The sequence below is a fragment of the Pseudomonas sp. R28(2017) genome (genome assembly GCF_002112505.1).
GTDB lineage: Bacteria > Pseudomonadota > Gammaproteobacteria > Pseudomonadales > Pseudomonadaceae > Aquipseudomonas.
The window spans coordinates 156,380-168,389 of sequence record NZ_NEHW01000011.1 but is presented as its reverse complement, the minus strand read 5'-3'; the positions used below and the strand labels follow the sequence as shown (position 1 = coordinate 168,389).

Annotated in this window: 10 protein-coding genes and 2 pseudogenes; 7 read left to right on the top strand and 5 right to left on the bottom strand. The window is 65.4% G+C overall.

Annotation, left to right across the window (positions count from 1 at the left end):
• Positions 1-4 precede the first annotated feature (4 nt).
• From CAF78_RS19870 to proP, 6 genes are all read left to right on the top strand, one after another.
• Entirely contained in the window at positions 5-796 is a 792-nt protein-coding gene (locus tag CAF78_RS19870; RefSeq protein ID WP_158090048.1) for an amino acid ABC transporter ATP-binding protein, read from the top strand.
• Complete coding sequence (locus CAF78_RS19865) at positions 796-1,437, top strand: amino acid ABC transporter permease (protein ID WP_085677004.1); 642 nt, start codon at positions 796-798, stop codon at positions 1,435-1,437. Before CAF78_RS19870 ends, CAF78_RS19865 begins: the two co-directional genes overlap by 1 nt.
• The gene (locus CAF78_RS19860; protein ID WP_085677003.1) at positions 1,434-2,102 is read left to right on the top strand and encodes an amino acid ABC transporter permease; all 669 of its coding nucleotides are present in this window, start codon (positions 1,434-1,436) and stop codon (positions 2,100-2,102) included. The genes CAF78_RS19865 and CAF78_RS19860 overlap by 4 nt, the downstream gene beginning before the upstream one ends.
• Positions 2,103-2,138: 36 nt before the next feature.
• Entirely contained in the window at positions 2,139-2,969 is an 831-nt protein-coding gene (locus CAF78_RS19855) for an ABC transporter substrate-binding protein (protein ID WP_085677002.1), read from the top strand.
• 236 nt (positions 2,970-3,205) lie between these two features.
• Positions 3,206-4,180: a porphobilinogen synthase gene (gene hemB, locus CAF78_RS19850; RefSeq protein WP_027916845.1), complete on the top strand. Its 975-nt coding sequence runs from the start codon at positions 3,206-3,208 to the stop codon at positions 4,178-4,180.
• Positions 4,181-4,367: 187 nt separating this feature from the next.
• Positions 4,368-5,870, top strand: coding sequence for a glycine betaine/L-proline transporter ProP (proP, locus tag CAF78_RS19845; RefSeq protein WP_085677001.1), 1,503 nt, complete (start codon positions 4,368-4,370; stop codon positions 5,868-5,870).
• Between the two features lie 3 nt (positions 5,871-5,873).
• Here proP and CAF78_RS19840 read toward each other — a convergent pair.
• The 5 genes and pseudogenes from CAF78_RS19840 to CAF78_RS19820 form a co-directional block, all read right to left on the bottom strand.
• Positions 5,874-6,598 (bottom strand): annotated as a pseudogene (locus tag CAF78_RS19840) (YoaK family protein).
• A 9-nt stretch (positions 6,599-6,607) separates the two neighbouring features.
• On the bottom strand, positions 6,608-7,234 hold the full coding sequence (locus tag CAF78_RS19835; RefSeq protein ID WP_085677000.1) for a riboflavin synthase subunit alpha: 627 nt from the start codon (positions 7,232-7,234) through the stop codon (positions 6,608-6,610).
• A 174-nt stretch (positions 7,235-7,408) separates the two neighbouring features.
• Positions 7,409-9,475 carry a maltose alpha-D-glucosyltransferase gene (treS, locus tag CAF78_RS19830; protein WP_085676999.1) on the bottom strand — a complete coding sequence of 689 codons (2,067 nt, stop codon included), beginning with the start codon at positions 9,473-9,475 and terminating at the stop codon, positions 7,409-7,411.
• Between the two features lie 170 nt (positions 9,476-9,645).
• Positions 9,646-9,825: pseudogene (locus tag CAF78_RS19825) on the bottom strand (EamA family transporter); the annotation flags it as partial.
• A gap of 331 nt (positions 9,826-10,156) precedes the next feature.
• On the bottom strand, positions 10,157-11,074 hold the full coding sequence (locus tag CAF78_RS19820) for a LysR family transcriptional regulator (RefSeq protein WP_085676998.1): 918 nt from the start codon (positions 11,072-11,074) through the stop codon (positions 10,157-10,159).
• A 116-nt stretch (positions 11,075-11,190) separates the two neighbouring features.
• On the opposite strand from CAF78_RS19820, the gene CAF78_RS19815 reads away from it, so the two are divergent.
• Positions 11,191-11,949 (top strand): 5-oxoprolinase subunit PxpA, encoded by a 759-nt coding sequence (locus tag CAF78_RS19815; RefSeq protein WP_085676997.1) that lies wholly within the window; start codon positions 11,191-11,193, stop codon positions 11,947-11,949.
• The last annotated feature ends 61 nt before the right edge of the window (positions 11,950-12,010 follow it).

The window sequence follows — 12,010 nt, the reverse complement described above, 5'->3', positions numbered from 1 at the left end:
CCCGATGAGCGTTCCCCTGCGCCAGGTGCCACCGGTGCCTGCCGCCAAGCCGGCGTTCCTGCGCCTGGAGTCGATCCACAAGCAGTTCGGCCCCTACGAGGTGCTGCACGACGTCAATTTCGAGATGCACAAGGGCGAGGTGGTGGCCATCATCGGCCCCAGCGGCTCGGGCAAGAGCACCTTGCTGCGCTGCATCAACCAGCTGGAGCCGCCGACCCGCGGGCGCATCCGCCTCGCTGAGCTGGACATCGACGCCGCCACGCCCCTGGCGCGCGCCGACCTGCTGAAGCTGCGTCGGCGCATCGGCATGGTGTTCCAGTCGTTCAACCTGTTCCCGCACATGACCGTGCTGCGCAACGTCAGCCTGGCGCAGATCCGCACCCTCGGGCGCAGCCCGCGTGAAGCCGATGCGCGCTCGCTGCAGTTGCTCGAGCGGGTGGGCCTGGCCGACAAGGCCGGGCATTACCCGGCGCGTTGTTCCGGTGGCCAGCAGCAACGTATAGCCATCGCCCGGGCACTGGCGCTGGAGCCCGAGCTGATGCTGTTCGACGAGCCGACCTCGGCGCTGGACCCGGAGCTGGGCCTGGAGGTGCTGGCGGTGATGAAGGAGCTGGCCGCCGAGGGCATGTCAATGATCGTCGTCACCCACGAGATGCACTTTGCCGAGACGGTCTCCGACCGGGTGGTGGTGATGGCCGACGGGCGCATCCTCGAACAGGGGCCGAGTGCCCGGGTGATGCGCCAGCCACAGCACGAGCGGGTGGTGAAGTTCCTCCAGGCCGTGAGGGACCGCTGATGAACGACATTCTCGCGATGTTGCTCACCGGCGTGCCGTGGACCTTGGGGGTCACCCTGTGTGCGTTCGCCACCGGTGTGGTGCTGGGCTTCCCGCTGTGCGCACTGCGCATGGCCAGGGTGCGCGGGCTGGCGGCGCTGGGTGCGGCCATCGTGCTGACCTTGCGCTCGATCCCGCCGATCGTCTGGCTGTTCTTCATCTTCTTCGGCATTGGCGGGGATTACCTCAGCCTGTCGCCGTTCGTCGCGGCAGTGCTGGGCCTGGGGCTGATTACCGCGGCGCAGATGGCCGAGGTGTATCGCGGCGCTTTCGCGGCAATCCCCGATGGCCAGTACGAAGCGGCCCATGTGCTCAACCTGTCGCCCCCGCAGCGTTTCTTCGATGTGGTGTTGCCGCAACTGACGCGCATTTCCATTCCTACGGCGGCCACCTATGCCATCGGCCTGCTCAAGGACTCGGCGGTGGCGTCGACGCTGGGTGTGGCGGACATCAGTTTCCAGGCGTACCAGGTGTCGCAGCAGACCTTCCAGGGGCTGGGCGTCTACAGCGCTGCCGCGCTGGTGTACCTGGTGCTCAGCGTGCCGGTGGCGTTGGCCTCGCGCTGGGTGTCGGCCAGCCTGCAACGGAGGATCAGCCAATGAACGAGATCCTGAGCCAATGGGCCGAATGGTTCCCGGAGCTGTGGAAGGGCTTCGTGCTGTCGTTGCAGGTGACTGCCATCAGCCTGGTACTCGGCGTGTTCCTCGGCTTGCTGTTGGCCCTGGGTGTCAGCGCCAAGGGCAGGGCAGTGCGTTGCCCGGCGCTGGTGATCGTCGAGCTGGGGCGTGGGGCGCCGGCGTTGATCCTGCTGCAGTACTTCTACTTCGGCCTGCCGTCGGTGAACCTCACCCTGAGTTCGTTCTGGGCGGCCGTGCTGGCGCTGGCCTACTGCACCGCGGCCTACACCAGCGAGATCATCCGCGGCGGCCTGGAGGCGGTCGCCCGTGGCCAGCATGAAGCAGCCGAGGTGATTGGCCTGGACCGGGTCGATGCGCTGCGCTATGTGATCCTGCCCCAGGCCTTGCGGGTGGCGCTGCCATCGTTGCTGGGCTTCTCGATCATGATGTTCCAGGCCTCGTCGCTGTGTTTCACCATCGCCTTGCCGGAAATTGTCAGCCGCGCCTCGGCCATCGGCTCCTCGACCTTCCAGTACATGCCGGTGCTGGTGCTGGCCGGGCTGATGTATGCGGCCGTCTGCGCCCCGGCAAGCCTGGGCGTCGCCGCCCTGGAAAGAAGACTGGCGCCCGGCCAGCACGCAACGCCCTGAACCCTGGCTGCCCTTTACATTGAAAAGGTACACGAGATGAAACCATTCAAGCGCATCACCCGTTGCCTGGCCCTTTGCGTGGCCGTTGCCGGCAGTGCCCAGGCGCTGGCCGAGTGCACGCCCGGCCACAGCTTCTCAACCTTGACCCCCGGTGTGCTGACGGTCGCGGCCTGGGTGTTTCCGCCGTACTCGATCCCCGGGCCCAACCAGGAACTGGGCGGCGTGGACGGTGAGATCATCCGGCAGATCGCCGCCCGCGAATGCCTGACCATCAAGGCCAGCGTGCTCGACCCGGCGGCGGCGATCCAGTCGGTGGTCACCCGCCGTGCCGACGTGGTGATCGGCGACTGGTACCGCACCGTCGAACGCGGCAAGGTGCTGGGCCTGTCGGCACCGCTGTACCTGGATGTGATGGGCATCATTTCGAAGCCGGGCTATGCCACGGTGGGTGAACTGGAAGGCAAGCGGGTCGGCACCGTGCAGGGTTATCTGTGGGTCAATGACCTGAAGAAGGTGCTGGGCGACAACCTGGTGCTGTACCCCAACCCGGTGGCCATGGCCCAGGACCTGGCCTCCGGGCGCATCGAGGCGGGTATCGACAGCCATGCGGTGGCGGTGGCCTCGCAGCAGAAGGGGGCCTATCAAGGGGCGAGCATCAAGGTGTCGGCGCCCGACCCGCGGGTGAAGGCCACAGAGCAACCGGGGCAGACGGCCATTCCCTACATGCTGAGCAATGCCGAACTGGGCAAGGCACTGGATGCCAATATCCAGGCGTTGCATGGCAGTGGCGAGATTGCGCGGATTCTCGAGGCCCATGGGCTGGACCGGCAGGCGGCCGAGGTGGGGGCGCCGCGGCTGGTGGATTGAGTTTCTCCTGTACCGGCCTCTTCGCGGGCAAGTCGGGGCGCCGAACCGCCGCTCCCACAGGTACCCCACAGGGCTTGAGGACTGTGTAACCCCTGTGGGAGCGGGCCGCGAAGAGGCCGGCACAGGCAAAAACCGGCTATTGCCTTTACCGCAAGACATAATCTCGTCATCTGGCCTTTTCACTGGCGCGCGACAGGCATAAGGTATACGCCGTTAAAAAATGCCCTGGAGCTGTCATGTCCAACCGTTTCCCTTCCGTTCGTCCCCGCCGCCTGCGCCAGAACGAATCCCTGCGCACGATCTTCCAGGAAACCGAATTCCGCCTGGAAGACCTGATCCTGCCGATCTTCGTCGAGGAAGGCATCGATGATTTCGTGCCGATCACCAGCATGCCGGGCGTCAACCGCATTCCGGAGAAATTGCTGGCCCAGGAAATCGAGCGCTATGCCCGTGCCGGTATCAAGTCGGTGATGACCTTCGGTGTTTCGCACAACCTGGACGCCACCGGCAGCGACACCTGGAACGAGAACGGACTGGTCGCGCGCATGTCGCGCATCTGCAAGGACACCGTGCCGGAAATGGTGGTGATGTCCGACACCTGCTTCTGCGAATACACCAGCCACGGCCACTGCGGCGTGCTGCACGACCATGGTGTGGACAACGACGCCACCCTGGCCAACCTGGGCAAGCAGGCCGTCATCGCCGCGGCTGCCGGTGCCGACTTCATCGCCCCGTCGGCGGCGATGGACGGCCAGGTGCAGGCCATTCGCAGCGCGCTGGACGGTGCCGGCTTCCACGACACCGCGATCATGGCCTATTCCACCAAGTTCGCCTCGTCGCTGTATGGCCCGTTCCGTGAAGCCGGTGGTACCGCGCTCAAGGGCGACCGCAAGAGCTACCAGATGAACCCGATGAACCGCCGCGAAGCGGTGCGCGAGTCGCTGCTCGACGAGCAGGAAGGGGCTGATGTGCTGATGGTCAAGCCGGCCGGTGCCTACCTCGACGTGATCGCCGACATCCGCGCCGCCTCGCGCCTGCCGCTGGCGGCGTACCAGGTCAGCGGCGAGTACGCGATGATCAAGTTCGGCGGCCTGGCCGGCGCCATCGACGAAGGCCGGGTGGTGCGTGAAAGCATCGGCGCGATCAAGCGTGCCGGTGCCGACCTGATCCTGACCTACTTCGCCATGGACCTGGCCCGCGAAGGGATCTGATCGGCCCGCAGAGACCGCCTCGAGGTCTTTGTTGTCGGGAAGATCGAGCGCCGCGCGGGCGGCGCTCGATTTCACAGGCGCTGCATCTCCCAAGCCATTCACTTACAGAAAAAATCAGTAAGCGCTGAATTATTTAGTGTCCCGTTGTATCTGATCCCTTAGAGCCTTCAGCGACAGGGATACAGGCATGAAATCTCGCAAGAAAAGCGTCCAGCCAATCGGCCTCAAGGACATCACCATCGTCGACGATGCCAAGATGCGCAAGGCGATCACCGCCGCCGCACTGGGCAACGCCATGGAATGGTTCGACTTCGGTGTGTATGGCTTCGTCGCCTTTGCCTTGGGCAAGGTGTTCTTCCCCAATGCCGACCCCAGCGTGCAGATGATCGCCGCGCTGGCCACGTTCTCGGTGCCGTTCCTGATCCGCCCGCTGGGCGGGCTGTTCTTCGGTGCCCTGGGCGACCGCTTCGGGCGGCAGAAGATCCTCGCCGCGACCATCGTGATCATGTCGCTGAGCACCTTTGCCATCGGCCTGATACCGTCCTACGCCTCGATCGGTATCTGGGCGCCGATCCTGCTGTTGCTGGCGAAGATGGCCCAGGGTTTCTCGGTGGGCGGGGAGTACACCGGGGCGTCGATCTTCGTTGCCGAGTACGCCCCGGACCGCAAGCGCGGCTTCCTGGGCAGCTGGCTGGACTTCGGCTCGATTGCCGGCTTCGTGCTGGGGGCGGGGGTGGTGGTGTTGATTTCCACCCTGCTCGGTGAAGAGAAATTCCTGGATTGGGGCTGGCGCCTGCCGTTCTTCCTGGCCTTGCCGCTGGGCATCATCGGCCTCTACCTGCGCCACGCGCTGGAGGAAACCCCGGCGTTCCAGCAGCACGTGGACAAGCTCGAACAGGGCGACCGCGAAGGCCTGGCCTCGGGGCCGAAGGTGTCGTTCAAGGAGGTCGCGACCCAGCACTGGCGCAGCCTGGTGACCTGTATCGGCGTGGTGATCGCCACCAACGTCACCTACTACATGTTGCTCACCTACATGCCCAGCTACCTGTCACACAACCTGCACTACAGCGAAGACCACGGCGTGCTGATCATCATCGCGATCATGGTCGGCATGCTGTTCGTGCAACCGATCATCGGCCTGATGAGCGACAAATACGGCCGGCGCCCGTTCATCGTGGTTGGCAGCGTGGGGCTGTTCGCCCTGGCCATCCCGGCGTTCATGCTGATCAACAGCGGCGCGCTCGGGCTGATCTTCTCTGGCCTGCTGATCATCGCCGTGCTGCTGAACTTCTTCATCGGCGTGATGGCCTCGACCTTGCCGGCGATGTTCCCCACGCACATCCGCTACAGCGCCCTGGCCAGTGCCTTCAACATCTCGGTGCTGATCGCCGGCCTGACCCCGACGCTCGCGGCCTGGCTGGTAGAGAGCAGCGGCAACCTGTACATGCCGGCGTACTACCTGATGGTGATCGCCGTGGTCGGCCTGGTCACCGGCCTGACCATGAAGGAAACCGCCAACAAGCCGCTGCGTGGCGCAGCGCCGGCGGCGTCGGACATCGAAGAAGCGCGCGAACTGCTGCAGGAGCACCACGACAACATCGAGCAGAAGATCGAAGACATCGACGCGCAGATTGCTGAGCTCGAGGCCAAGCGCAAGCTGCTGGTGCAGCAGCACCCGCGCATCGAGTGAGGCTCAGCGCGGCATGTAGCCGCGCTGCCACGAACGTGGGATGAACCGCGACACCAGCGCCAGCAGGCAGGCCAGGGCGCAACTGCCGGCCATCGCCTGCAACCCCAGATGCTGTTGCAGCCAGGCCCCGAGCGCGGCGCCCAGCAGCATGCCGGCCCACGGCACCAGTTGCACCCGCCAGCCGTTGCGCCGCTCACCCGCCAGCCGTTGCGCCGCTCACCCAACAGCCAGCGCCCCAGGCCACGGCCGAAGCGCGACAGGGCGCCGGTGACGTAGGTCAGGCCGATGGGCAGGCCGTTCACCTGTTCCACCACGGCATTGATCATGCCCATGGCCAGGGTGGCGGCCAGCAGCGCCGGGAGCGTGGCGGCGAACGGCCAGCTCGCGGCGCAGGCCAGCAGCCCGGCCACCACCAGCAGCACCGGCCAGGCCCGGCGCTGGAAGCCGCGGGCCAGCAGCACGCCCAGCGCGTTGCCTGCGACGAAGCCCAGCACCGCGCCGCTCAGGCGCAGCACCAGGGCCAGGTCTGCCTGGCTGATGGCCACCGCCAGGCGCGTGGTGTTGCCGCTCATGAACGAGACGAAATCACCCAGCGCCAGCAGGCCGATGGCGTCGGTCATGCCAGCCAGCACCGACAGCCCGGCGACCAGGCCAAGGCCGACGCGGCCCCGCAAAACCTGAAGGCGCAGGCGCCTGGCGGTGCGCGCGGGCAGGGCGTTGGGCAGCATGCGCAGGCTTCAGCGCGGCATTTCGCGGGCGAGCGTACTCTTGATCGTGCGCTCCACCACGTCCACCAGGACCATGGTCTGGTGGTCCACCTCGATGTTCAGCAGCTCGCCGGGCTTGTAGCTGGCGAAGGTGGTCTGGCGCAGGGTTTCCGGGATCAGGTTGATGGTCACCACGTTGTCCTCGACATCGGCGACGGTCAGGCTGCAGCCATTGACGCCGATGAAACCGCGCGGGAACACGTACTTGCCCCATTCAGGTGGCATGCGGAAGGTGATGAAGGCGCCGGTGTCCTGGATCGACAGTTCGACGATCTCGGCAGTGGTGGCGATATGGCCGGCCATCAGGTGGCCGCCGACTTCGGCATTCATCTTCGCCGAGCGCTCGATGTTCACACCCTGGCCCGCCTTGAAGAAACGCAGGTTGGTGCGTTCGAGGGTGGCGGTCATGGCGTCGAACTTCACCTGGGTGCCATGGATTTCGGTGACCGACAGGCAGGTGCCTTCGACACTGACGCTGGCGCCGATCTTCAGTTCGTCGAGCAGTTCGGGGGTGAGGTCGAGGGTGAACTGGTTGTGGCCCGGGTAGGTGGTCACATCAAGCAGAGGGCGGACGGCCTGGACGATGCCGGTGTACATGGAGTTGCTCCTGGGCACAAAGAGGGAAAACATCAGGAAACTATGCCCGTGGAGCATTAATTGCAAGACCGGCCTGTTCGCGGGTAAACCCGCCCCCACAGGTGCAGCGCAGCCTTCAAGGCAGGTGAAAATCCTGTGGGAGCGGGCTTGCCCGCGAATAGGCCCAGATAGGTTTCAGACATGCCCACTGCTGTTGACGATCCTCAGGCACAGTGCTTCATAGGGGTCGAGGTTGACCATCAAGCGTCCATCCTCGGTCAGGTCGCCTTCGACGGTTTCATTGATCATGTCTACCACCGGCCCTGGGGTGAAGCCGGTCAGTTGCAGTTCCTCGGCAATCACCTCCTGGCCGAAGTTCAAGGCACTGATCTGGATGCCTCGCCCGGCCGGCAGCTCATGCACCATCACCAGCAACCCTGGGCTGCTGACGTCGGGCACCAGCACCTGGCGGCTGGTGGCGATGCCATAGGCCTGGCGCACGGCAAGCAGTTTCTTCACCTGGCTGGCGAACGAATCGGGGTTGCCCAGCTGGTGGTCGAGGCTGCCGTACAGTGCACGGGCTCGCGGCATGCCACGCACCGACGCCTCGGCCTGCGGGTCGAGCCCGGCCAGGTCGTAGCCACCCCGATGGATCCAGCGGGTATCACCGTCGACCATGCGCTCGGCCACTGCCTCGGCCGGCAGCGGCAGGGCGCCGACCATGTCCCAGCCGGACAGCGCGACCACGCCAGGTTGCATGGCGTTGTACATCACCAGCAGCAGGTGCACCTTCTGGATCAGCGCGATGTCCGCCGGGCTGAGCTGCTCGATATCGCGAATGCCCAGCGCCGCAGTGATCAGGCTGGCCGTGGTGCAGGCGATGCCGTTGGTGACGAAGCGCAGGTTGTACGGCGCATGCTCACCCGACAGGCGTTCATAGATTTCTTCACGGATGTGCTCGCGGAGGATGCCGCCGGGCAAGGTCTGGCCCTTGTACAGGTACATGTCGTGAGCGTGCAGGGTCCAGAAGTGCACCAGCTCGACGGTCAGTTCGTCGTGGTTCTGCAGGGCGTGGATCAACGATGCCGGGTCGATGCCGAAGGCGTGCATTTCCTTGAGCATCAGGCGCAGGAATTCGGTGTCACCGGTCAGCACGGCATGCTGGCAGGCGGGGCGGGTGATGAAGTCGTAGGACAGGTCGGCACCACCCTTGGACATCTGCGCGATATCGTCGAGGGTCAGGTTCAGTTCCTGGAAGCTGAAGCCGCCGGCCTTGCGGATCATGCCGCCGATCAGCTGGTTGCCGACGATCGACAGCGGGTGGCTCTCGGACCAGGCGCTGCCGCTGGCGCGGGTCTCCACACCGAGAAAGCCGTTGGCATCCAGGCGCAGGCCACGGGCGCCCAGGCAGTCCAGCGCGTGCAGGGCGTCGCCGATGATCATCTGCTGGGCCGCGAAGCTGGGGTCGAGCCAGTTCAGTGACGGCTGGCCTTCCTTGAAGTAGTGCAGGTACACCCAGCGCCGGGTCTTGCCGTCGACCCCGGTGATCGGCGCGGTGGCGCTCCAGTCGGTTTCCTTGACCCCGGGCTCGAAGAAGATCACCCGCTGCAACTGGCCGACGATGTAGTGGCGCAGCTTCAGCTCGTCGCACAGCGCTGGCGCCAGGTTGACCGCATCACGGCCCTCGGGCACGTCGGGCAGCAGCGGCCAGTCTTCCTCGCGGATTTCGACCATGTGGTAGAGCCCGGGGTAGGCGCCGTGGGCCAGCTCGGCCAGGCGGAAGTCGGCGCCCTTGCCGGTGTGCGAGGGGATCAGGTCATCGATGGTCACGGCATTGTGCGCGGCGGCCATGCGGCTCATCTGTACCAGCTCCTGCTCGTTGCCGTAGAGCGGGTCGATGTCGAAGCTGATGCGGTCGAAATTGCCGTCGATGCTGGGGGTGAAGTCACGCCCGCGCACGCCGCCGGATTGCTTGATCGGGCCGGTGTGGATGCCTTGCACGCCGATCTCCGACAGGCGCTTCCACAGCGCTTCGTGGCCCAGGGCCGCCAGCACCGAACAGCCTTCGGGGGCGATGATCGCGTCGGGGTAGACGGTCAGCCACACCGAGGCGATCTCGGTGGCGCGGCGTGGCTGGGCCTCGGCGTAGGGGTTCTGCCACAGGCGGGACTGGCCGGAGTACAGGCGGGCCCGCTCCTGCGAGGCCTTGAGCATCGAACGGTCTTCGAGCCATTTGAGGTATGACGGGTCGGGCTGGGTCATTTCGCGTCCTCTTTGCGTGGCGGCACCGGCCCAAGTTATGACGGCACTGCGGACGGATCGTTCGGCTTGAGAATAGTGCTGGCCTCTTCGCGGGCAAGTCGGGGCGCCGAACCGCCGCGATCACAACGAACTGCGATTGCACCTGGATTACACCGGCAGGCCCTGGTGATTCAGCTGGCTGCGCACTGGCGGGTAGCGTGCCAGCACAGCAGCGAGCCAGCCGTCACCAGCAACGCGCCTTGCCAGAACTGCAGCCCCAGGTGCGCGCCCAGCCAGGCGGCGGCAAAGGCCGACGACAACACGGGCGCCGAGTAGGAAGCAGTTGCCAGCAAGGTCAGGTTGCCGCGCAGATCAGGCCGCTGGCCGTGCTCCACAGCAGGATCGCCGCCAGACCACAGGCGGTGGCGGCAGGGCCGCTGGTGATGCGCATTGCAGGTTCTCGATTGAAACAAGGCCAGCGAGTCTAACACCGAGGGTTTACAGGAGCGGCTGACCTGCTCAATTTCTGAAAGCCGGCACGATCCCCTGTAGGAGCCGCGCTTTCCGGCGATGGGCCGCCAAGCGGCCCCAGAATTTCAAGGTTGTTGCATAAATTGCCGGGTCCGCTTCGCGGCCCATCGCCGGCAAGCGCGGCTCCTACAAGTGCAGCGCATGTCTGGAAACCTGTGGGAGGCTTCAGGCTCAGCGCCGGGCCGAAAGTTGCTGCGGCGCCAGGAAGGCATCGTGGAAGTAGTTGCGCAGCGCCTGCATCGCCGGGCTGAAGGCGCGCTCGCGGTGCCAGGCGAGGCCCACGCTCATCGGCGTTACCGGGTCAGTGATGGTCAGCGTCTCGATGCGCTTGCCTTCCAGCGACCAGGGGCGGTGCACCAGGTCAGAGAGGATCGCCACACCGCTGCCATTGGCGACCATGCTGCGCACCGCTTCCACCGAGCTGGTGCGGACCCGCACATTGGGCTGTTGCCCGACCTGTTGCCAATAGCGCATGGCGCTCTGTTCGGCCTCGTCCACAGTGAGCAGGATGTACGGCTCCAGGGCCACGTCGGCCAGGCTTACCGCCGAGCGTTCGCACAGCGGATGATGGCCGGGCAGCCACAACCGGCGTTCGGAGTTGAACAGGGTTTCCGAGACGATATCCGGGTGGGTGAGGTTGGCGGTGAGCACCACCGCCATGTCGAAACGCCCCTCCAGCAGCCCTTGCTCGATGGCACTGCGTTCCTGCTCATGCACGTCCAGGGTCACGTCCGGGTACCAGTGCTCCAGGCGTTGCAAGTGGTGCGGCAGGAAATAGCCGATCACCGTGTAGCTCGCCGCCAGGCGCAGGAGCCCGCTGGCGCGCCCATCGGGCAGCGGGCTGTTCAGAGCATCATCGACGCTGCGCAGGATCACATAGGCGCGGTTGAGGAAGTGCCGGCCGGCCTCGGTCAGGCTCATGCCCTGGGCCGAGCGCTGGAACAGCAGCACACCTAGCATCGCCTCCAGTTCCTTGATCGCGGTGGTTACCGCCGACTGGGAAATATTGAGGTGGATCGCTGCCTGGGAGATCTGACCGATCTCGGCGGTGGCGACAAAATAGCGAACCTGGCGCAGGGTCAGTGACACGGTTGGCTCCTGGGTATCTGATTTTCAGAAGACACCCTATCTGTTTATAGATCTTCCCAAGGGGGTGAGGAGAATCTAACGTGGCTTGCATGCCGTCACAAGCCAGGAGAACAGCGATGCGGGCAGTGGATTTCAACTCTGACATGGGCGAGGGCTTTGGCCCATGGACCATCGGCGATGGTGTCGACAACGAACTGATGGCCTTCATCAGCTCGGCCAACATCGCCACCGGCTTCCATGCCGGCGACCCCGGTACCATGCGCCGCACCGTCGAGCGGGCAAAGGCACTGGGGGTGGGCGTGGGTGCGCATCCAGGCTTCCGTGACCTGGTTGGCTTCGGCCGTCGGCACATCCATGCCCCGGCCCAGGAACTGGTCGACGACATCCTCTACCAGCTCGGTGCATTGCGCGAGATTGCCCGGGCGCAGGGCGTCAAGCTGCAGCACATCAAGCCGCATGGTGCGCTGTACATGCACCTGGCCCGTGATGAAGAAGCCGCGTGCCTGCTGGTGGAAAACCTGCGGGTGATCGAGCCCGAGCTGTTGCTGTACTGCATGCCCGGTTCGGTGATCTGTCGCATTGCCCAGGACCTCGGCCAGCCGGTGGTGCGCGAGTTCTACGCTGACCGCGAGTACGATTTGAGTGGTTCGATCGTGTTCACCCGCCATGTGCGTGGCTACGAGCCGCAACGGGTCGCTGAGCGGGTGCTGCGGGCCTGCCAGGAAGGCCGGGTGCAAACCGTGGAAGGCCAGGACCTGGCGATCGCGTTCGATTCCATCTGCCTGCACAGTGACACCCCCGGTGCGCTCGACCTGGTCGAAGCCACCCGTGCGGCACTGGACGCTGCCGGCATCGAGGTGCGTGCACCGCGTTGAGTTTCGACGGCTGCTGGCGCAAAGACGCCGCCGCCTGCTGCACACCTTTTGTTTTGCCTGC